At 28.2% G+C, this 23,359-nt stretch carries 19 protein-coding genes, 1 tRNA gene, 1 pseudogene and 1 riboswitch; of the genes and pseudogenes, 18 read left to right on the top strand and 3 right to left on the bottom strand.

Annotated elements, in window-relative coordinates; all coding sequences use genetic code 4:
• Positions 1-34: 34 nt before the first annotated feature.
• Positions 35-283 carry a hypothetical protein gene (locus tag SHELI_RS03960; RefSeq protein WP_069116873.1) on the top strand — a complete coding sequence of 83 codons (249 nt, stop codon included), beginning with the start codon at positions 35-37 and terminating at the stop codon, positions 281-283.
• 225 nt (positions 284-508) lie between these two features.
• Positions 509-2,263: pseudogene (locus SHELI_RS03955) on the top strand (PTS transporter subunit EIIC); the annotation flags it as partial.
• A 76-nt stretch (positions 2,264-2,339) separates the two neighbouring features.
• On the opposite strand, the gene SHELI_RS03950 reads toward SHELI_RS03955, so the two are convergent.
• A tRNA-Leu gene (locus tag SHELI_RS03950) sits at positions 2,340-2,424 on the bottom strand.
• A 183-nt stretch (positions 2,425-2,607) separates the two neighbouring features.
• Between SHELI_RS03950 and SHELI_RS03945 the strand changes: the two genes are divergently transcribed.
• On the top strand, positions 2,608-2,925 hold the full coding sequence (locus tag SHELI_RS03945) for an Asp23/Gls24 family envelope stress response protein (RefSeq protein WP_069116868.1): 318 nt from the start codon (positions 2,608-2,610) through the stop codon (positions 2,923-2,925).
• 103 nt (positions 2,926-3,028) lie between these two features.
• Positions 3,029-4,675 carry a DAK2 domain-containing protein gene (locus SHELI_RS03940; RefSeq protein WP_069116866.1) on the top strand — a complete coding sequence of 549 codons (1,647 nt, stop codon included), beginning with the start codon at positions 3,029-3,031 and terminating at the stop codon, positions 4,673-4,675.
• 43 nt (positions 4,676-4,718) lie between these two features.
• Here SHELI_RS03940 and rpmB read toward each other — a convergent pair whose 3' ends face one another.
• Complete coding sequence (gene rpmB, locus SHELI_RS03935) at positions 4,719-4,919, bottom strand: 50S ribosomal protein L28 (protein WP_069116864.1); 201 nt, start codon at positions 4,917-4,919, stop codon at positions 4,719-4,721.
• A gap of 143 nt (positions 4,920-5,062) precedes the next feature.
• On the opposite strand from rpmB, the gene SHELI_RS03930 reads away from it, so the two are divergent.
• From SHELI_RS03930 to phoU, 10 genes are all read left to right on the top strand, one after another.
• Entirely contained in the window at positions 5,063-9,133 is a 4,071-nt protein-coding gene (locus SHELI_RS03930; protein ID WP_069116862.1) for an ABC transporter permease, read from the top strand.
• A 42-nt stretch (positions 9,134-9,175) separates the two neighbouring features.
• Positions 9,176-9,391 (top strand): hypothetical protein, encoded by a 216-nt coding sequence (locus SHELI_RS03925; protein ID WP_069116860.1) that lies wholly within the window; start codon positions 9,176-9,178, stop codon positions 9,389-9,391.
• A 119-nt stretch (positions 9,392-9,510) separates the two neighbouring features.
• Positions 9,511-10,182: an MBL fold metallo-hydrolase gene (locus SHELI_RS03920; RefSeq protein ID WP_069116858.1), complete on the top strand. Its 672-nt coding sequence runs from the start codon at positions 9,511-9,513 to the stop codon at positions 10,180-10,182.
• Between the two features lie 44 nt (positions 10,183-10,226).
• Positions 10,227-11,234 (top strand): phosphate acyltransferase PlsX, encoded by a 1,008-nt coding sequence (gene plsX / locus SHELI_RS03915; RefSeq protein ID WP_069116857.1) that lies wholly within the window; start codon positions 10,227-10,229, stop codon positions 11,232-11,234.
• 1 nt (position 11,235) lies between these two features.
• Positions 11,236-11,919, top strand: a complete 684-nt coding sequence (gene rnc, locus SHELI_RS03910; RefSeq protein WP_069116855.1) for a ribonuclease III — start codon at positions 11,236-11,238, stop codon at positions 11,917-11,919.
• A 120-nt stretch (positions 11,920-12,039) separates the two neighbouring features.
• Entirely contained in the window at positions 12,040-14,991 is a 2,952-nt protein-coding gene (locus tag SHELI_RS03905) for an AAA family ATPase (protein WP_069116853.1), read from the top strand.
• A 26-nt stretch (positions 14,992-15,017) separates the two neighbouring features.
• Entirely contained in the window at positions 15,018-16,145 is a 1,128-nt protein-coding gene (gene ptsS / locus SHELI_RS03900) for a phosphate ABC transporter substrate-binding protein (protein WP_069116851.1), read from the top strand.
• On the top strand, positions 16,135-18,300 hold the full coding sequence (pstA, locus tag SHELI_RS03895) for a phosphate ABC transporter permease PstA (RefSeq protein ID WP_069116849.1): 2,166 nt from the start codon (positions 16,135-16,137) through the stop codon (positions 18,298-18,300). The genes ptsS and pstA overlap by 11 nt, the downstream gene beginning before the upstream one ends.
• Complete coding sequence (pstB, locus tag SHELI_RS03890; protein ID WP_069116847.1) at positions 18,272-19,141, top strand: phosphate ABC transporter ATP-binding protein PstB; 870 nt, start codon at positions 18,272-18,274, stop codon at positions 19,139-19,141. Before pstA ends, pstB begins: the two co-directional genes overlap by 29 nt.
• Before the next feature lie 11 nt (positions 19,142-19,152).
• Positions 19,153-19,851, top strand: coding sequence for a phosphate signaling complex protein PhoU (gene phoU / locus SHELI_RS03885; RefSeq protein WP_069116845.1), 699 nt, complete (start codon positions 19,153-19,155; stop codon positions 19,849-19,851).
• A 28-nt stretch (positions 19,852-19,879) separates the two neighbouring features.
• Here the strand turns inward: phoU and SHELI_RS03880 are convergent, their stop codons facing one another.
• Positions 19,880-20,527, bottom strand: a complete 648-nt coding sequence (locus SHELI_RS03880; protein ID WP_157087587.1) for a hypothetical protein — start codon at positions 20,525-20,527, stop codon at positions 19,880-19,882.
• A gap of 72 nt (positions 20,528-20,599) precedes the next feature.
• Between SHELI_RS03880 and ftsY the strand changes: the two genes are divergently transcribed.
• From ftsY to SHELI_RS03860, 4 genes are all read left to right on the top strand, one after another.
• Positions 20,600-21,589: a signal recognition particle-docking protein FtsY gene (gene ftsY / locus SHELI_RS03875; RefSeq protein ID WP_069116843.1), complete on the top strand. Its 990-nt coding sequence runs from the start codon at positions 20,600-20,602 to the stop codon at positions 21,587-21,589.
• On the top strand, positions 21,582-21,899 hold the full coding sequence (ylxM, locus tag SHELI_RS03870; RefSeq protein WP_198146088.1) for a YlxM family DNA-binding protein: 318 nt from the start codon (positions 21,582-21,584) through the stop codon (positions 21,897-21,899). The genes ftsY and ylxM overlap by 8 nt, the downstream gene beginning before the upstream one ends.
• Positions 21,899-22,660, top strand: coding sequence for a TIGR00282 family metallophosphoesterase (locus SHELI_RS03865; protein WP_069116835.1), 762 nt, complete (start codon positions 21,899-21,901; stop codon positions 22,658-22,660). Before ylxM ends, SHELI_RS03865 begins: the two co-directional genes overlap by 1 nt.
• A gap of 89 nt (positions 22,661-22,749) precedes the next feature.
• Positions 22,750-23,115 (top strand): hypothetical protein, encoded by a 366-nt coding sequence (locus SHELI_RS03860; protein ID WP_069116833.1) that lies wholly within the window; start codon positions 22,750-22,752, stop codon positions 23,113-23,115.
• 96 nt (positions 23,116-23,211) lie between these two features.
• Positions 23,212-23,304: riboswitch (SAM riboswitch) on the top strand.
• Positions 23,305-23,359 lie beyond the last annotated feature (55 nt).

Below are 23,359 nucleotides of genomic sequence, written 5' to 3'. Positions count from 1 at the left end.
TTTATAATTAATTAATTGAATATTGAGGATATGTATGACAACAGAAAAATATGTTTTCTTAGGGGCAGCTATCGGATTTCTTATAATTCTTCTTATTTTAGTTATAGTGAAAATAATGTCATATAAAAATTTAGGTAGTAAACAATATATGACTATTAATGAATCTAAAAGAGGGGGATTAGCAGGTATCTGAGCTTTTACAAAGCAACATTTCTTATCATTTATGATAATAGTTTGTATTTTAATGATGATTGCTTGCTTTATAATGACTTTTAGTAAGTAAATAATACACTAAATAAAACAAGATTTATTTTCCAAAAAATTATTTTAATTTTGGAAAAAGTTCTTGTTTTTTTGTTTAAAAAGAGTTATTATACAAGAGAATCACAAGGTTCGATAGAAAGGTCAAAATATCATGTCAGAAAATAAAGTAGAAAAAGTAAAACATGATAAAAGTGGTGAACACAAATCTGCTAAAGCGGGTTTGAAAAGATTTAGAGAATCTACAATGGCCACTTTGTCAAAACTAAGTAAAGCATTCCTACTTCCTATTGCTCTATTACCAATTGCTGGTGTTTTCTTGGGTGTTGGTGCAACTATCGCTGCAAATACAACTGAGGGATCATTTGGTTATTATATAGGTAAAGTTATGAATACAATGGGTGATGTTGCTTTTGGTAACTTGCCTATATTATTTGCTATTTCTGTTGCTATCGCATATACAGATGATTCAGGGGTATCTGCAATTACCGCTGTTGTTGGATTCTTGGTTATGAATGGTATACAGTCAGCACTATTAAAACATGAAACAGGTGGTACATACGGTTTATTATGATGAACAGGTGTTCCTTCTGGTCTTATTACATCAAATGTTGGTATCTCATCCCTTAATACAGGGGTTTTTGCATCAATATTTGTTGGGGCAATTGCTGCTTATATGTATAATAAGTTTCACAAAACACAATTACCCGCATTTATTGGATTCTTTTCAGGATCAAAATTAGTGCCAATTATTACTTTCTTTGCGGTTATACCATTATCATTTGTATTTATGTTTGTATGACCCGCAATTGGGAAAGGATTAGAATGATTTGGAACTAACTCAGGTAAACTACCTGTTGGTTTAGATTCATTAATTTATGAGGTAATTGAACGTTCTTTAGTTCCATTTGGACTTCACCACGTTTTCTATGCACCTTTATGATGATCATCAGCTGGAGGATCAATCTTAGGTACAATGGAAGATTGAGCTAAAAGTTCTGATAATCCTGCTGGATGAAATTACGAATTATCATCAGGAGCAACTCTTCAACAAGCTTATGATTTTTTAAGTGGCGATCAGTTAAAAGATAAATCACAATTAATCGGAGATCAATATATGATGTATTGAATTCTTGGAGCAAACAACTCAGTTAGCAAATTAGCTGGATTTGCTGATAAAACTGACCCATTATTAACATTTACAGACTTAGAAAAAATGGGATTAAATTTAGGTAGATTCCAATCAGGTAAATTTGGATTTATGTTATTCGCATTGCCAGCAGGTGCTGTTGCTATGTGATTAAATGTTCCAAGAGAACACAGAAAATCTGTTATGGGAATTTATTTCTCAGCAGCATTTACTTGTTTCTTAACAGGTATTACTGAACCAATTGAATTTACATTCTTATTCTTAGCTCCGTGATTGTTCTACGGTGTTCATATGCCACTAGCATCAATTTCATTTATGCTTGCAGGATTTGCAAAAGTCCATGTAAGTATGACAGTTTCAGGAGGAATGATTGACTACATAGTATTTGGATTAATTCCATGAAACTTAGGAACAAATGCTTGAAGAGTAATCTTAATCGCTATCGGAATGGCACCACTTTACTTCTTTGCGTTCTACTTCTCAGTAAAATATGCAAATGTACAAGTGCCAGGAAGAGCTGGAGAAGTAAAATTATTTACAAAAGCAGATGTTAAAGCTAAAAAAAGCGAAAAAGTAGTTGGTGCAAACCAAGAAGCTGCCATCGAAAAAGCTAGAAAAATAATTGAATTCTTAGGAGGAGAAGGAAACATTAAATCAGTTGATTCATGTGCTTCAAGACTAAGATTAACAGTTAATGATGCAAGTATTGTAAATAAAGATGGAATTATGGGTCTTGGTGGAGCATCAGGAATTATTGCAAAAGGAACAAGCGTTCAAGTTGTGTATGGTGGTGAACAAGAAGTTATTAAACCACATATGAAAGATATTCTTGCTAAACAAAGATCAGTAAAATAAAAACTACAAAAAAAATTGCCACTAGGCAATTTTTTATTTTAAATAAAACTTTTTAAGTGTTATTTTTTATATATGGTGCCCTCTATCGGAGTCGAACCGATACAAGTTACCTCGGCAGATTTTGAGTCTGCTGCGTCTACCAATTCCGCCAAGAGGGCATACAAAGATATTATAGCAACTTTTTATGTTTAGATAGTAAATAAATATTATTTTTTACTAAAAAATAATGCTTATTTTTTGATATTAAATAAATATAATGTTAAAATAAAAATGTACTAATTTGAATTGGACAATATTTTTTATTTACAATTTATAATAATGTGAATCTAGGGGGGCAATTTGTGATAGACGAAGCAATTTATGATGTTATAAAAAATGCAATTGTTACAGTTCCAGGGGTAGCTTCTTTTGCAAATTTTTATGCAAATAGTCAAGATCAGCTTAAAACAGATGATATCACAAAAGCTGTTGAATTAACCTCAAACGATAATACAAATAGAGTAAAAGTTCACGTTATTTTAATAAATGGTGTAAATATAAAAGATGTTATAAATGAAGTTCAAATACGTGTAAAGTATGAGTTGGAAAAACAAGGCCAATTCCTGCGCAATTATGTTGTTGATGTAGCAGTTGATGATTTAGAAATAGCAAATCATTAGTTATTACATCATTACTTTATAACTGGCAAAATATGTTTGCATTTTTTTTATACTTGGTTGAGAAACGATAAAAGTAAAAAAAATTATAGAAGGTGACTATACAATGAACGATGTAGAAATTTTAAAGGGCATGATTACTAGTGGAGTTAATAATATATATAACAATTATCCACATATAGATAAATTAAATGTTTTTCCAGTACCAGATGGAGACACAGGTACTAATATGAATTTAACTTGCACAAATGGACTATCAGAAATTGAAAAAGAAAAATTTGATAATATAGGGTCATTAATGGCAAAATTTGCAAGAGGACTTATTATGGGTGCTCGTGGTAACTCAGGGGTTATTTTTTCACAAATAATAAAAGGTTTTTCAAATGGTATGAATGAAACCAAAGAATTAACTCTAGATATGTGAAAAAAAGCATTTATGTATGCAAAAGATGTTGCTTATGCAGCCGTAATGAAACCAGTAGAAGGTACAATACTTACTGTTATTAGAGAAACTAGTGAATTTGTAAACTCAGTTGATAATAACATTGATGAAAAGACATTTTGAGAAGAAACAATTAAAGCAGCAAATATTTCTCTTGAAAAAACACCAGATTTATTACCACCATTAAAAGAAGTTGGTGTAGTTGATAGTGGTGGTTATGGATTGGTTAAATTTTTAGAAGGATTACAACACTTTTTAGTAAATAAAAAACCAATTGAAAGATTAAAAAAACTAGAAGAAAATTTAGGAAACAATGTTGATGTAAATATCGAAGATGAATTTGGTTATTGTACTGAGGCAATAGTTTTATTAAATGAAGATTTAATAAATAAAATAAATGTAGCAATGGTTAGATCAACATTCGAAGAATATGGAAATACATCAATTGTTGCTGTTGTTGACAATGATATTTTAAAAGTACATACACACGCTTTATTACCAGGTCAAATATTGACTTATTTACAACAGTTTGGAGAATTCAAAACAGTTAAGATTGAAAATATGAATATTCAAGCTGAACATCATACAAAAAATGGTGAAAGCAAAAAAAGTTGAGCAGGAGAAGAGGCTCAAAAACAAAGAACTTTAGAAAACCCAATTGGTACAATAGCAGTTGTTCGTTCAAAAGGAATGGTAGATTACTTTAAAAACGAATTAAATGTAGATTATGTAATTGATGGAGGTCCAAAAATGAACCCATCAACCCAAGACTTTTTAAAAGCCATTGAAACTGTGAATGCTAAAAATGTTTATATTTTCCCAAATGACTCAAATGTGATTTTATCTGCGAAGCAAGCTAAGGATTTAGAGAAGAAATCAAAAGTTACTGTTGTTGAAACAAAAACAATCCCTGAAGGAATGACAGCATATTTAAATCTTGATCCAGATGAAAGTCCAAAGAAAAATGAGTCTAACATTTCTAAGGCATTGAAAAATGTAGTTTCTATTTCAATCAATAAAGCAGCTAGGGATGCTGAAATTGATGGTGTAAAAATTTTAGAAGGTCAATATATGATGATGGCTGACAAAAAAGTTACTATTGCAGCCGATAAGTTAACTGATTTATTTACAAAATCGTTAGCTAAATTTATATCTTCAAAAACAGAAATTATCACTATTTTTTCTGGTAGTGATGCTTCATTCAAAGATGTTAATGAATTAAGAAAATTCTTAGATGAAAATTTTGACGTTGAATATGAACTAATTGAAGGTGGACAAGAAGTTTATACTTTCATTATGGGTATAGAATAATAGCAATTAAAATAAAAAAATATGATTTTAAATCATATTTTTTTTATTTTGCTAATCTATTTTGTTTTTTAAGTGTTCTTAAAGTTCTTGCAGAAACTCTTAAAGTCATAACTTTACCAGCTTCATCCATTACTTGAACTTTTTGCAGATTAAGGTTTCATTTTCTTTTATTGGCATTCATAGCATGTGATCTAGAATTCCCTGATAATGCACCTTTTCCTGTTAAACCGTCTTTTCTTGCCATATAATCTCACCTCGGACTTAGATATAATATAATATTTAAATCAAAAAAACAATAGATATAGCATACATTAGAAAAAAACTTTTTTTTGTGCACTTATATAGTACTTTTTATATATAATATTTTTATGTGAGAAAGGTGATTGAATGAAAAATATTTTTAAATCATATTTAAAATTATTTGCTAAATCATGGGTTGAAACATTAGGGTCAATCTTATTTTTAGCAATTTTTACTATGGTTGTAATGGGTATGTTAGCAACTCCTCTTCAATTATCTTTAAAAGCCAATAGTTTAAAAAATCAAACAAACCTTTGAGATAACCAAATGCAATATAGTTACTCATATAGCGATGAGTTTTTGGGTTCAACTATTTATGAAGGAAAAGAATTTGCCATTAATTATGAAGGTGAAAAAATACAAGTAGTAAAAAACTATGATGGAACAAATAATCAAGGGGTTTCTGGATGACTTACTCCAAAAATGAAACAAATTGCAGATGATTATTCTGAAAATTGACTAAATTATAATGAAAAAATTACAGGAAAAAAATATAGTGAAGCTGAAAAAGAACAAAATCACAAAAAAATCAGAAACAATTTGATGAGTTCATTAGCTTTCAATTACAAAAGAAACGGTTTGGATGTTGAACTTAAAATAAAAATAGATCCAGAGTCAGAAGGTGGAAGTGGTTCTGGATCTGAAATAGGGGGATCAGAATCAGAATCCGGTTCTGAATCATCAAATAATGGATTGAATCAAGCTAGAATATATCCTATTGATTCCATTCGTGAAAGCAATCTTAGTTATGATTTTAAAGACGGTAAATTATACGAACAAGAAGGTGGTTATGCTAAATTCTTAACAAAAGAAATTTTTCGTCAAGACTTGCAAGGTGAAATATCACAAAATAATGCCCTTCAAGATATCCAATCATTTGTAGCAAATAAAGTTTTAGAAAAAGTTGGAAATAAAGAAGATAAATTTAGATATTCATCATTTCAATCACTTAATACTGTAATTAGTCAAAAAGATGTTATATACAATTATCTAATTCAAGCCTATAATCCAATTCAAACAAGCGCTATTGATGATAATTTAAATAACCTAATTATTAGTAAGTCCATTAAATCTGCTCCAGATGAGGTTTCAAAAGACTCTACATTAGTTGAAGCTTATGTTAACGACCTTTTTTTAGCGGAACACAACATAAAATTGGGAGATGTATTTAGTGTTCCTATACCGATTGCTAATAGCAACTACGTAAATTTTAGATTTAAGGTAATGGGGATAGCCAATAAATATTCGACAATTGCACCTTTGGGTTTAAGTTTTTTAGGTTCAACTAAAAATTATGCTCAAATATTTGTTGATAAATCATTTTTTTATGAAGATGTTTTGTATTCTAATAATTTTTTAACTAAAAACTTCAAATTTAAAAATAATATAGCTATTTATCAAGATAAAATGGCTAAAAACTCAAAATATGACTTAAATAGTTATTTTGTAAGTAATAGTATTACAAATTATAACGGATTGGTAAGAGCAGGTCTTTCTGTTTTTAGTGATTTTTCAGATCATCGTCAAATCACGCAATTAACAAATTTAAAAATAATGACATACATTTTTGCAGTTATTGGTGGAATTCTATTAGGATTAGCATTTTTCTTCATAACTTTTGTTTTGAAAAAAGAAATTAACAGTACAAGAAAACAACTTGGTGTATTTAAATCATTAGGTTATAAAACACGAGAGCTTACAGGAATATTTTCGATAAAAACTTTTCTAACTATGACATTGGCAATATCGATAGGATATGTTTTGTCAATTCCTTTGCAAATAAAAGCATCTACTGATGTTTACCCAGATTTGGTTATTTTTAAATATGACCAAATTTATTCAAACCCATATTTTTTAGTTTTTTTGATTATATTTGTACCATTGATATTTTCTGGGATATCATATTTTGTGATTTATTTATATTTGAATGAGGGGGCTCTGCAATTAATGAATGACGGAGCAAAGAAAAGCAAAATAAAGTGATTACCTTATCTTGTTTATTTTGTTTTCCCACCAGCACTGATTTATACTGGATTGAACTTATTAATTTTAAAAAGTCTTAAAAAATCACAAAAAGGATTCACATATAGGATGCAAGAGACATTTGTGAGTTTTGGTAGAGGAAAGTTCATATTGATTATGATACTTGTTGGACTGAGTTCATTTTTATTCACCATGCAAATGCGTGCAATGCCTGTAATAAATGGAATGATAAATGGAGCTTTCAACCAATATAATGATGATTTAAATCACTACTATAGATATAACAAACTATCAAGATTGAATTACTCTAATAAAATAACACTTAATTCATCTTCTGATGTTCCTAAAATTAATTATATTGACACAAGTGAAAGCAAAACTACAAATGATTTTATCAAAGAATATGGAAGTAATTATTTCAACAAATATGACCAAATAAGTAATTTGATGAATAAAGTTGTTGAATATAGAGATAATGTTGTCAAAAGACCAGAATTGAATGAATTTAAAAAGTTTTTACCGATTGTCTTTAACACAGTATCTTTATTCTATCCATTAAGCGATGAGTATTTAAAAAATTTTGAAAACAACCTTAATAGTTTGATGGTATCGGCCGCAAAAGCTTTGGCAGCAGGAGATGAACCAGGCATTAAAGATTTATTTAATACTTTAGATAATTGAGCAAGTAATAAAGATAACTTATATCATATAAAAAATGATTATGAAAATAATAAAAATAATGGTATTTGGCTAAGTGATGTGGCGAAATATATTTGCGTTTCAACAGAATCTTCTTTTGATAGTTGTTCAGACACAAGTGAATATCAAAAATATTTATTAGATACTTATGTTGATGGAAATAAAAACTCTAATAACGAACCGCCAAGTGACGTAAAAAACTTTGACTCTTTTATGAATAACGTATTGCAGTCATTTATTGGAGAACTTGCAATCAAAGATTTTACCAAATCTGATCAATTTATTGCATCTAATACTGTTTTGTTTAATAAAAAAACTGAAATTTTACAACATAGAGTCCCATATTTCATAAATGGTAATGGAGATGTCAATGTTGAAAAATCATCAATAGTTGCAACAGATTTTTCAAATGATTATGGTGATTTACAAAACGTTTATAAAGTGTCTGGACTTTCCAAATCAGATATTGTAAAGCTTCAAGATGAAACAAATGATTATGCTAATGTAGTAATAACTTCAAGATTAGCAAAAATTTTAAATTGCAGTGTTGGAAATACTTTCAACATCTCTATCGGACAAGACGGTCTAATAAATCAAACTGTAAAAGTTGCTGTAATAAATTCAAACGATACTTTTAACCAAACTATTTTTATAGACTATAAATATTTGTTTAACAAATATGGTTCAAATTTACCTAAGGATGAAATGTTTTTCAATCAGTTATACAGTAAAGAAGAAAGTTTAGAAGGTTCTTTTAACATTAAAGATATAAAAAATATCAAAGCGTCCACATTTAAAAATAAACTTGAAAAATCATCGATACTAACTTCAACAGGAAAAGATGCTAAAGAATGAATCGGACCTATTTTAGATCTTTATTTCAAAAATATTGATGCAATTATCAATGAACAAACTGTCCAAATACCTGACAATTTAAAAAATCTTTTAAAAGATTTTAAAACTAAACATGTAGTAGCTGCTGACAATAAAGTTAATTATTTTATGAATGCAAATGTAATTGGTGGTAGTTTGACAGTAATACCACTTTTAAAAGCTGCTATAAATGCAGTTATGTCAGAAATGACTAACTCAATGCTTATGTACATATTAATCGATATATTACTTCTTGTAATTTTACTAATAGTGATTATGAACATAATTATCAAAGATTCAGTAAACATAATTACTATTATGAGGTCGATGGGTTACAATGATGTTCAAACTAACTGGATGGTTATTGGAAGATATATTACTGGTGCAATACTAACGTTCATTGTTTCTTATTTACTATCAATTGGCGCCTGAATGCTTATCCAATTTATTGTTTGAGATAAATTTAAAATGCTAATTAATATCCCATGAATATGATATATTCCAGTTGTTTCATTCGTTGTGATTGCAGGAATAATGTTTATCGGTTGACTAACAGCTATGAAACAAATTAAAAAACAACCACTTACTTATTTGGTAAATTAAATAAATTTGCTATAATCTTATAAAGATTTTAGGAGGAATGTTATGCCATTACCAAAAAGTACTAACTCAAACAGCGATCAATGTTGTCCTAGAGGACCACATAATTGTCACACTTGTCGTGTGTGTTCTGGATCTTACCAAGGTTGTAAAAGTTGTGCAGTATGCATAAGTTGTCAAGTATGTTTAGAAAAAAAATGTCCTTGTTGCGTTAACGGAAGTCAAAAACAGCAAGAAAATAAAGCAAGATATAATAAATAAAATTTTGCTAAGTTTTTCCAGGTCAAAAGACTTGGTTTTTTATTTATTATAAAGTTGTTTTAATAAATAAAAAATTTTAAGTTATTATAATAGTTATAATTTATATGAGGAGTTAATTTATGGCAGAAATTAGGGTTTTTACAAATGATGAAATAAATTTTGTTCACGCATATATGATTATTAATGAGAAAAAAGAAGCAATTTTAATTGATGTAGCAGCTATTCCAGAAAAAATAGTTGAGTATTGCAAAGAAAACAATGTAAAAATTACCAATATATTAATCACTCATGGTCATTTTGATCATATATACAAATTAAATTTAATTTTAAAAGTATTTGATGATGCAAAAATATACATAGGTAAGAAAGACGCTATATGTTTATATGATAAAAATTATAATTTAAGTACTAGAAGAGATCTAGATTGGCAATTAGAACAAAAAAATGAAAATGTAATTGAAATTAAAAAAAATCAAGTAGTTACATTAAATGGATATGAATGCAATTTTATATATATTAAGGGTCATACACCAGGAACAGTTTTTTATTATTTTGTTAGTCAAGATATTATGTTTTGTGGAGATACATTATTCAAAAAAGGGGTTGGACTCCATGGAAAAATGATACCAAGGTGTTCTAACTCTAAATTTAAAAAATCAATAAAGTATATTTACAAAAATTTTAGCGATAATTTAACAATTTACCCTGGTCACCACGACTATGGTTTTAAGTTAAAAGATGCAAAAGAAGGTAATGAAGAAGCAAACCTTTTAATCAAATACAATAAATAAAACTATAATATTATGTATAATTTAATAGATAATGGAGATAAATTATGGAATATATAAAAATAGCATTTGATGTTATGGGCTCAGATAAGGGTCTAGTTCCTGCAATTGATGCAGCATTAAGACTGATTTCTGAAAAAAAGGATTTGAAAATAATACTTGTAGGTTTACAAAAAGATATTAAAAAAGAATTATCAAAAAGAAAGTATAATCATGAGCAAATTGAAATTCATAATGCAACTGAAGTGATTGAAATGGTTGACGGAATAATGGATATTAGAAGAAAAAAAGATTCTTCCATGGTTAGATCTCTAGAGATAGTTAGAGATGGAATTGCTGATGGAGTAACTTCAGGTGGAGCAACAGCACCATTTATAGCTGGATGTATTTTTATTTTGAAACGTATTGAAGGTATTGAAAGACCTGCATTTATGCCAGTAATGCCAACAATCATTAAAGATAAGGTTGTTTTACTACTTGATGCTGGTGCCAATCTAGAATGTGATGCTGATGATATATTAAAATTTGCCATAATGGCAAGTTCATACTCTAAATCTGTTAAGGGAGTTGAATCTCCTAAGGTTGCTTTGCTTAATGTTGGTGAAGAAGAATCAAAAGGATTAGAATTCCATAAAGAATCTTACAAAGTTTTAAAAAATAACAAAAATATTGAGTTTATTGGAAACTTAGAGCCAAGATATATGTGTTCAGGTATTGCAGATATTGTTGTAACTGATGGTTATACTGGAAATATTGCTTTAAAAGCCATTGAAGGTATAGGAAAAAACTTATTGTCTGAAATTAAGGTTGCATTAACTAAAAATTTATGAAGAAAGTTAGCTGCATTAAGACTTAGAAAAGCATTTAAAGAAGTTAGTCACAAATTTGATTATAGAAATCATGCAGGGGCAATAGTTTTAGGTGTTGATAAAATTGCTTTTAAATCTCATGGGTCAAGTGACAAAGTTGCATTTTATGCAAGTTTAAAAATGACTTATGATGCAATAAAAAACGATGTCCTAAATAAAGTTAAAGCTGCATTGGAAAATAAATAATATGAAAGAATTTTTTAATAGAATTGGCATTGAAATAAAAAACCAAGATTATTTTAATGAAGCATTTACTCACAATTCTTTTTCTAATGAGAATAGATTGTCTAAAAACTACCAAAGACTGGAATTTTTAGGGGATGCTATTTTACAGTTTAAAGTTAGTGAATTTTTATATAAAAAATATCCAAAATCTAATGAAGGAACTCTTACTAAATACAGAAGCTCGATTGTAAGGCAAGTGACTTTGGCACATCTTGCTAAATCAATAGGTTTGGGCAAATTTATAAGATTAGGCATAGGTGAACAAGATGCTAAGGGTTATGAAAAAGAATCTATTCTTTCAGATGTTTTTGAATCGGTTACAGCAGCAATTCACTTAGATTCTGGAAATGATGCAGTGGATAAATGATTAAAAGCAACCATGTTTAGTGACAAAAATATTGATTTTATACTTGAGTCAATTAGAGATTATAAATCTGAACTTCAAGAACTTATACAAGTGGAAATGAGAAATGATCTTGCATATTCAACCATTGAACAACAAAAACTACCAGATAATAGAACAATATTTAAAGTTCAATGTACTTTAGATGGTATGATTTATGGGATTGGTGAAGGTTTTAGTAAAAAGCAAGCAGAACAAGAAGCGGCTAAAAGCGCATTATCAAAAATTAAAAAAACAATATAAAACTAGTTTAACTAGTTTTTTTATTTATAAATTTTAAAAAAAAATAAATTTTTAAAAAAAACTATATATAATACAAGTGTAAGTTATATAGGATGGCTATATACAAAAACAGGAGAAAAAATGATTTTTTTAAAACGCATAGAAGCAGTGGGCTTTAAGTCTTTTGCTGAGCATACAGTATTAAATTATGATTTTGCAATGACTGGAGTTGTTGGTCCTAATGGATCAGGAAAGTCAAATATAACAGATGCAATTATGTGAGCTTTAGGGGAACAATCTTCTAAATCTCTTCGTGGTAACTCTATGGAAGATATTGTTTTTTCGGGGAGTGCTGATAGAGGTTCACAAAATATGGCTGAAGTTACTCTTGTTTTTGATAATAGCAAAAGAGCATTTAGCTCATTAGATTATAATGAAGTAGCAATTACAAGAAAATATTTTAAAAATACAAAAGAGTCTGAATTTTTTATAAACGGTTCTAAAGTTAGATTAAAAGATGTACAAAATATTGCTCTTGAAACTGGTTTGACTAAATCAAGTTTAGCAATTATTTCTCAAGGGTCAATTTCAAATTTTGTTGAGTCTTCACCAGAGCAAAGAAGAAGACTTTTTGACGAAGCTGCTGGAGTAGCTACATACAAAAAACGTAAAGAAGAAGCAATTCGTAAGCTTTTGCATACTCAGGATAATTTAGCTAGAGTAAATGACATTATAAATGAAATTGAAAGAAAGTTACCGTCATTAAAAAGACAATCAAAAAAAGCACAAGAATATAAAGAAAAGTTTGATGAATTAAAAGAAATAGAAGTATCTGTTTTGGTCCAAGATATCGAATTATATAGTAAAAGATCAATAGAGCTAAATGACCAAAAAAATGAAATAAAGCTAAAAATTGATAGTCAAAAAATGATTGTTGATGAAAAAAATCTTGAGTTGAGTAAATTAAACTCTGAAAACTCATCAAAAGATAAAGAATCTCTTAAACTAAATGATGATTTTAGAAAAGTAGTTGAAAAAATCAGTAAACTACAAGTTTTGAAAATGAATTTAGAAATGAATAAACAAAACTCTGAAATTAACGATAAAGAATCAGTTGTAAAAAATCTAATAACAAAATCTAAAGAAATTGAAATAAAACTAAACACTGAAAAAACCAAGATAGAGAAATTAGTTGAAGAAAAAGCTCAAAACGAAAATAATTTAAAATCTGCATTAAGTGAAAAAAGTATGATTACTAATGAATTAAATAGTATATTAAAAATTTTAGCAAAAACTGAAAACCAAATAGAAGAACTTAATCAAAAGAAGCTTTCTAATGAAGGGCTTTTTGAGGGTGTTAGAAATATTTTAGATAATAAAAAAGTTTTGCCCGGAATAATTGGACAGGTTCAAGAATTGATTCATGTTGATAAAGATTATGAAGTGTCTATTTCAAGCATACTAACTTCTGGGTTGCAAAATATAGTTGTAAATAATGCAGAAAATGTAAAAGTTGCAATAAAGTTTTTAAAAGATAATAGAGCGGGTCATGCAACATTTCTACCATTAGATATACTTAGAGCAAATCAAATACCAAATGACATTAGATTTGCTGTACAAAATCTAAATGGATTTGTTGGTTTTGCAAATGAAGTAATAAAAATAGAAAAAAAATATCAAATAATTTTAGACTACTTGGTTGGAACTTATATTTTAGTTGAGGATTATGATTCTGCAATTGAAACTGCAAAAATGATTAAGTATAAGTATAACATTGTTACATTGGATGGACAAAGAATTTTACCTCACGGTGCGATTGTTGGGGGAAGTAGAAAAAAAAGAACTTCATTTATTAATGACAATTCAAAATTAGAAGAGCTGGAATCTAAGAAAATAGATTTAGAAAAAAAAGAACTAGAATTAAAAGAAAAAGCATCAGATGTTGATTCTAAAATTAATGTTTTGAGAGAAGTTATTAATGAACATAATATATCAACAGGATCTGCACGTCAAACACTTCAACAACTTAATGAAGAGAAGTACAAAATCCATGATGAGTACAGAATTATTACAGGTAAAGAGTTAGATGGTAATGATGAAAACTATAAATCAATTGATAAACAAATAATAGAAGTTATTGAAAAAATTTCTTACAATGAGACAGAAAAAGAAAAAGTTCAACAACAAATAAACATTTTGAACTCATTAAAAGAAAAATCAAACAGTAGACAAAATGAACTATTTACTCAAATTCAAGAAGAATCAAAAATGCTAAATGCTTTAAGAGAAAATTATTCTCAAATTAATTCCGACTACAGTTTGATAATTGAAAGAAAAGCAACTTCAATAGAAAGATTGTCTAAGGACTATAATTTAACCTTTGAATCTGCTTTATCATTAAAACAAAATATTATTGATAACGAAGATGAAATTAAAGAAAGAATTAATAAACTAAGAAGTGATATTAGATTGTTGGGTAATGTAAATCTTGAATCAATAGTTGAGTATGAAACTGAACAATCGAGATTTGATGATTTGTTAACTCAATCAAATGATATAAAAGATTCAATTAGTAATTTAAATGAAGCAATAAAAGATATGGATAGTCAGATGATAATCCAATTTAAACAAATAATTAAAGATGTTAATGCATCATTACCAGAAACATTTGCTAGATTATTTGGAGGAGGAACAGCATCTATTGTTTACACCAATCCAGATGATGTTTTGGATTCTGGAATAGATATTAAAATAGCTCCTCCAGGTAAAAAAATATCAAATTTACATTTATTATCTGGTGGTGAAAAATCACTAGTAGCATTATCTGTTTTATTCTCAATTTTAAAAGTAAAACCAATTCCTTTAGTAATATTAGATGAGGTTGAGGCTCCATTAGACGTTGCCAATGTGGAGAGATTTGCAAAGTATATAAAAACATTTACAGATAATACCCAATTTATGATTGTTACTCATAGAATTGGAACAATGGAAAACTGTGATATTTTATTTGGTGTAACAATGCAGCAAAAGGGTATTACTAAACTTGTGCAAATTAAACTTGTTGAAGCAAAAAAATTGAGTAATTCAAATTAGTTTAAAAACTAATAAGGAGAAAACAAATGAACAAAAAAATAAGTATAATACTTGCAATAATTGTTAGTTTATTTCTAGCAATTTGAGTTTGATCTGCAATGGCTACTCAAAGTTATTTCATTTTAGGTGGCAGTACAAGTGTCAACACATTTATGCAAGCATATACAAAAAGTTATTTTGACAATACTAAAAAAGACTTCATATACAACTCGACAGGTAGTCAAGCAGGTGTTGATGGAGTTGAAAAAGGAATGTACGGAGCTGGGTTTATTTCTAAGGGAGTAAGTAGTAGTACTTTGGCTGGAGATAACAAATTTTATCACGTTAATGAAGAATTTAATGTGGGAGAAGGAAATAACTTTAGCAACAAAATTGATGGTTTAATAAACGAAAGTGCAAATACTTCTAAAAATGAAACTTATTTAGCATTTCAATTTGCAATAGACGCAATTGCGATAGTTTATAAAGCTCCTAGTTGAGTTAGTGATGAAACTAATAATAAAATAAATTTCAATGTTGACCCTAATAATCCAAATGGAAAATTATTGAGTGATGTGTATAAAGGTAATATAACTTGAGAAGATTTGGCAAAACAGTTTGGACAACAAGATGTTCCAGATAGCGAAACAAAAATTAGCACTTTTACTAGAGAAGATGGTTCAGGAACAAGAAGTGCATTTGGAGATTTGACTGGTATAAAAAAAATGGAAAGTGCAAACGTTGTAAACTCAAATGGAGCAATGTTTGAAAATATACAAAAATCAAATAATGGGATTGGTTATTTATCTTATGCCTTTGTAAAGCAAGTTACAAAAGAATCAGGAGTAAGAATTGCTGGTGTTAATAAGACAAAATTAGGAAACCCAGTGGATTTAGGCGATGATTGATCGTATGGTATGAAATTAAACAATCAAGGATTATTTGAAAAGATTGAAAATAATATTACAAACGAAGATTTTATAAAAAAAGGACAGTATGCATTTCAAAGACCTTTTATAGCTATTTTCAATCTAAAAATGAATAGCATCAATCTTTTAATTGATTTTTTTAAAGCAATGATAGGTGAAGAAGCACAAAATCCATATAAAGAGGATTTTGATGCAGAGGGTTTAGTGCCAAAATTTGAACTAAAAGAGGTTAATTATGACAAATAAACAATCAAAAACTGAGTCATTAGAAAACAATGTTCAAGTTAAAAGTCTTCACAAAATGCCAAAAACCAAGTTATCAAAACTTGATCTATCCTCTAAATGAACAATAATAATAGTTACTGGAATTACATTATTAATTTTGGCTATTCTAGTTTCATTCATTCTTTATAAATCGATTCCTGCATTTCAAGAAGTAGGATTCTTCCAATTTATATTTTCACATGAGTGAGCACCAGCTAAGGATGGTGCTGATGGTAGTTATGGTATACTAAAAATTATTGAATCAACAATGATGATGCTATTGATATCATTGATAATAGCTGTACCATTAACTATATTTAGCTCAGTTTTTATTACTGAATATTTGAGTAAAAAAACTAAAAAATTTATAATTACTTTTATTCAATTATTAGCAGGTATACCATCAGTAGTTTTTGGTCTTTTTGCATTAGATCAAATAGGCCCTTTATTTGTTAAAATGGGAGCCGCAACAGGTGGAAACATGATGACAGCAAGTTTTACACTTGCTTTTATGGCACTTCCAACAATGATAACACTATCAATAAATGCCTTAGAAGCTGTACCAGATAGTTACAGATATGCAGCACTTGCTCTAGGTGTAACAAAAGAAAAAACCACATTTAAAGTTGTTTTAAAAACAGCTATGCCAAGAATAATAACAGCAATAATAACAGGAGTTGCTAGAATTATTGGTGAAACTATGGCTGTTATATTAATTGCTGGTAACTCATCAAAAGGTTTAAATACTGATGATGGGTTTTCAGGTTTCTTATTTTCTTCAATTAGAACACTAGCAGGAACAATCGGTTTAGAAATGCTTGAAAATAATGGAAATACACACGAATCAGCTTTATATGCAATTGGTTTAGTATTATTTATTTTAGTAATATTTATAAATTTGATAATAATTGCTGTTGGTAATATAAATAAAAATAAAAGAAATAAAATTAAAGCAACTAAGTATAATAAAGCAAAAATAAAAAATGCTAAAAATGTTGATTTTCCATATAGCTATGAGCCCTATAAATTGAAAACTCTTGTAAGAACAAGAACAGAACAAAGAGCTTTAAAAAATATCGAAAGTTTCACATTAAGGTTTTTAATGTTTATAGCAACATCTATAATTGTTATTTTTACAACTTGAATTATTGTAACTGTTATTTTTAAAGGTTTAGCTGGATTTGATGCACATTCATTTATTGAAATACCTGGTCAAAGATCAGGAATATTTGCCACAATGCTAACAACTTTATTACTTGTTATATCAACTATTATATTAGCTATCCCATTAGCTTTATTTGTTGCGGTTTATTTAGCAGAATATGCACATAAAAGTAGTAAATTTGCAAAAATAATTAGATTCTCAATCAATGTTTTATCTTCAACACCAAGTATTGTGTTTGGGGTATTTGGATTAAGTCTATTTGTTGTTGCAATGGGATTGCCAATGTCTGTATTTGCTGCAAGTTTAACAATGACAATAGTTATTCTACCATCTCTTATAAATGTATTTGAGGACTCTATTTCTGGGGTTCCATATATGTATAGAGAAGCAGCTTATGGTATGGGTATGACAAAAACAAAGGTTATAATAAAAGTAGTTATTCCAAACGCAATGCAAGGAATGATTACTGGAATTATTTTATCGATAGCAAGAATCATTGGTGAATCTGCACCAATATACTTAACATTGGGTACATCTGTTAGAATGCCAGGAGAAGGGTTTTTCTCATCTGGAGCGACATTAACAACGCAAATCTACATGATGGCAGCAGAGGGAAGTAGTGCAGAAACCCTAGGTATTGCATATGAATTAGCAACGGTTACAATATTATTAGTTTTAGGATTAAATTGATTGAGTAAATATCTTGCTAAATTACTAGATCCTGCTAGAAACAAAGTTGGATTTAAACAATATTGAAAAAACAACTATAACAGAATATTTAAACATAGCTATAAAAATGATTTCATCTTTTTAGGAAAATCAATTAAGTCTAAATTTAAGAAATTAGCAATAATATTTAACTTTAAAAAAGCTAATATTTATTTGAAAAACATCAAAACTCGTAGATCGGTTATAAAAACTATAACCAAGGAGGCAAAAGAAAATGGCGGAAATAAAAAATCAACAAGATAACACGATTGAAGATACTGATTTAAAAGTACTTGATGAAAAAGAGTTACTAAGTAAACCAAAGAAAAAATCAGCTAGGGACAAAAAAGTTGTTATTGATATTAAAGATGTAAATTTTTATTATAACCAAGGTGCTAAACAAGCGCTTTCTAATATAAATTTAAAAATTGTTGAAAATCATGTAACTGCATTTATTGGCCCTTCAGGTTGTGGTAAATCAACATTACTTAGATCAATAAACAGAATGAATGATTTAGTTGATAATGCAAGTCTTGAAGGGGAAGTAATTGTAAATGGTAAAAATATTTATGAGCCAGGATTTGATGTTGTAAGACTAAGAACCGAAGTTGGTATGGTTTTTCAAAAGGCCAACCCATTTCCAATGTCAATTTATGATAATGTTGCTTTTGGTCCAAGAAATCAAGGAGTTACAGATAAAAAAGCTTTAAACCAAATAGTTGAAGACTCGCTAAAAAAAGCCGCTTTATGAGATGATGTTAAAAATTATTTAAAAGATTCTGCGTTAGGTTTAAGTGGGGGTCAACAACAAAGACTATGTATAGCAAGAGCAATAGCTATGAGACCAAAAATTCTCTTGATGGATGAACCAACAAGTGCATTAGATCCAATTGCCACTTTAAAAGTTGAAGAACTTATTTTAAAATTAAAAGAAGAGTATACAATAGTAATAGTAACCCATTCAATGGCTCAAGCCACCAGGGTAAGTGATTTTACAGCATTTTTCCTACAAGGAGAAATTGTGGAATATGATAGAACTAAAAAAATATTTACTAACCCGAAAAATAAAAAAACAGAAGATTATATTTCAGGAAGATTTGGATAGAAGGTGATATAATGTCATACAATAAAATATTGGACAATGATATTAAAGTTATTAAAAAAGATTTGATTAATATAGTTGAATTAACTAAATCTCAATATGCTAAAACATTTGAAGCGCTTAAAAATAATGATTATGATTTAGCAATAAATGTTGTTCGCGATGATTTAAAAATCAACGATGCACAAAACAACTTTACAAGAATGGCATTATGAAAAATTGCAAAGCAACAAATGGTTGCTGGTGATTTAAGGCTAGCGGTTGGAGGAGTTTTAATAAGTAGAGAGATCGAAAGAATCGCTGACGTTGCTAAACATATTTGTAATTTCACGATTAAATATAAACCAGCCACACTTGAAATTGACTATATTTCAAAAATGTTTGATCTAGTTAATGAAATGCTTAATATTATATCTTCTCTTATAGAAAATTTCGATAATGACCAACACGTCAAGGTTATGAGCATGGAAACTGATTTGCATAATCAATTTTCTGATCTAAGCCTTAAATTAGCAGAAAGATTACTTGAAGTAAAAGATAAAGCTGATTCTAAAAAAGTTATAACAATAATTAGACAGTTAAAAAACTTAGAAAGAGCCGGAGAACACCTAATAAATGTTGAAGAAACAGTTCATTTTATTAGATCTGGTAAATTTGAAGAATATGGTGAAACAATTTTAAATAATTTTGATGAAAAAACAAACAAAAAATAAAATAAAACCTCTTGATTTTCAAGAGGTTTTATTGTGGGATATCTTGATACAAAGGAAAGTAAATTGTATTAGAACCTAAAAATTGAGCCTTCAGATTTCCGTTATCATCAATCTCATAAAAGTTAAGATAATCAAAAAAATCTTTTTCGTTATTTAAAAATATTTTATCCGAACACGCTTTATTAAAGCTTTCTTTAAAAGTGCTTTCTAGATAATCAACAATTCCATCCATATATTTGATGTCGCTAGGGAGTATTATTTTATTACTTCTTAAAATTTCTTCTTGAATTTTTGTTACATTATCGTAATTATATAAAAATACATCAAATGTTTTTGTAATTGATTTACCTAAACAATATCTATTTTCTTTATCAGAGAACTTCAAAGTTAATTTAAAATCTTCGTAACTTACAAACTCGTAATTTGCTAGAGAATAAATAACTTTTCCTAATTCATAATCATGTAAATTGTTTTTTATAATTAAATCTAAATTACTGATAACAAACTCTTCAACAGTTCCTTGATAATTCATATCGTATTTAAAGTATAAATCTATTTCATTATCACGCAAAAAAAGTCTATGCTTACTAAGGCTAGATTCAGTATATTTATATAGTTCATTTAATGGATGTATATTTATTTTTAGTCCAAATAACATCTTCAACCATTTTTTCACTTTAATCACCTAATTTTTTCTAAAATTCACAATTTATTATACAATTAATTATATAGAAATTGGAGAAAAAAGATGGGTTTTTGAAGCAATTTAAAAAAAAGAAGAGAAGATAAAAAAAGAATAAAACAACATAAAAAGGAGCATAAAACAACTCTTACTTTCTCAAAAGACATAAAAAAATTAAGTAAAAAGTATAAAAATCCAAATAGTGATTTTTTTGAAGAACTAGAAAACATTTTAATTAAAACTGATATGGGAATGAAAATGGTTTTAGAAATATCAAATCGTGTTCAAAAAAAAGTAAAACCAAAGCATGAGTTTTCAGATATAAAAGAAATAATAGTAGAAGAATTATATGATGCATATACCGATTCAAAGAAGTACAACACAAATTTAAACTGAAAAGATGGCAGATTGAACATTTTTATTATGGTAGGTGTTAATGGTGTTGGTAAAACAACAAGTATTGCAAAAATAGCTAACTATTTTACACAAAAAGGAAAAAAAGTATTAATAGCAGCAGCAGATACATTTAGAGCTGGTGCCGTAGAACAACTTGAAGAATGATGCACAAAAAGACTAACAGGAGTGGATTTAATTAAAGGAAACTCAAGTGACCCAGCAAGTGTTGTTTTTGATGGTGTAAAAAAAGGAATAGAAGATAAGTATGACCTTTTGTTAATTGATACAGCTGGAAGACTCCAAAATAAACAACATTTAATGAAAGAACTTGAAAAAATGACCAAAATAGTTCAAAAAAGTGTCATTGATGGTCCACACGAAAGATTGCTTGTGATTGATGCTCAAACCGGACAAAATGGAGTTAATCAAGCGAAAGCTTTCTCTGAAGCAACAGATGTTACAGGCATTGTTTTAACCAAAATGGATGGTACAAGTAAAGGTGGAATTGCTCTTGCGATCAAAGATATACTAAATATTCCTGTAAAATTGGTAGGTTTTGGTGAAAAAGTTGACGATATTAAAGAATTTGATATTGATGATTATGTATGAGATTTAGCAAGTGATTTTATGGAAAATGAGGATGATGAAGAAGATGAATAATCTTTTAAAAACTAGTGAATCAACTCAATTGTATGATTATTACAAAGAAATCTTAACTGAAAAACAAAGACAATATTTTGAATTATATTATTTTGAAGATTTAACATTGCAAGAGATTAGTGAAGAACTAGGAGTTTCAAGAAATGCTGTTCATGACAGTATTTCAAAAACAATGAATTTACTAAATGATTTAGAATCAAAATTAAAATTAATGAAAAAGTCTGAAATTATTAAAAAAGGATTAGATGACTACAAAAATAAAAAAATTACAATTGATAACTTAAACGATATCATTGAAAGGGAATTATAATGAATTTTTTGATAATTGGAGATATTTACTCAAAATCAGGGCGAGATGTTTTAGAAAAACGATTACCTAATATAATTGAGGATGAAAATATAGACTTTATTATTGCCAATGGTGAAAATATATCACATGGTAAAGGTATTAATAAAAGTCACTACGATTTTTTAAAAAACTTAGGAGTTGATGTGATAACTTCAGGAAACCATATTTTTAAAGTTAAAGAAACACTTGAATTTATTAAAGAAACAAAGGATTTATTAAGACCAATTAATATGTATAGTGAGTTACCTGGAAATGGATCAATTGTTATTAATAAAAACGGCTTAAATATTAGAGTTACAAATATAATGGGTAATTCATTTATGGAGCATTCAAATAAAGCTTATGAAATAATTGACAATTTAATCCAAAAAGATAGTAGTGATATTCATATAATTGATTTTCATGCTGAGGCAAGTGCAGAAAAAATTGCTTTTGCTTGAAATTATGATGGAAAGATAACAGCACTTGTAGGAACTCATACGCACGTACCAACAGCAGATGAAAGAATTTTACCAAAAGGGACTGCTTTTATCACCGATATAGGTATGACAGGACCTATAAACTCTATTATAGGAGCAAATCCTGATGAAGTGGTGTTTAAAGATAGAACTGGTTTACCAACTAAATTTAAACCTAGTGAAAATCCAGGAAGAATAAATGCAGTTGTTATAAATGTTGAAAATAAAAAGGCAATTTCTATAAAAAGACTATCAACTATGTAGATAATATATTAAAATAGATTGTAGCATTTATGGTATAATTATTATGATAAAAATACCTAAATTAGTGATAGTAATGGGAGATGGCAATTATGAAAAGACATGACAAACTAAGAAATCTACATGAAGCGTTATTTGCCCTTGACAAAGAAGTTAAAAATGTTTGTAAAGGTATTGAGCAAAGATTAAGAACGGTTGCTAAATACAAAGATACTTACGAGAGGATTCTAACAGAAGTTGAATTTGAAAGAAAAAATGAAATGTATGGTAGATCTACGATTTATGATTTTGAACGAATGAGAATAAATCTTGAACAAGATGCTGGAAATGTTATTTATGAGGCAATAAATGTTATGGGTAATGATGAATTTATAATCAGAAAACAAAATGTCATCTTTGCATTCTGGTTCATGGGTCAATTTGATGTGTATGCATTAGACTTATCACATAATGACTAAAAATGCAGTAAAACTGCATTTTTTTATTTACAAATTTAGTAAAAAAGTTATATCATTTTTTAAATATTTTGTTATTATTAAGGAGATAAATATAACCTTTTATTCAGAACTACAGAGAGAATAAACTCGATGAAGTAGTAGCAACCTATTAATTTAGGTGCTTAAATTAGGGGAAACCAGCAATAAGAGAAAGACTGAGTTACTGTGGCCCCTTTGAGGTCATTTTTTATTAGTAAAAGGAGAA

The sequence above is a fragment of the Spiroplasma helicoides genome (genome assembly GCF_001715535.1).
In the GTDB taxonomy this organism is placed as follows: domain Bacteria; phylum Bacillota_I; class Bacilli_A; order Mycoplasmatales; family Mycoplasmataceae; genus Spiroplasma_A; species Spiroplasma_A helicoides.
This window is presented reverse-complemented; position numbering and strand designations above follow the sequence as displayed.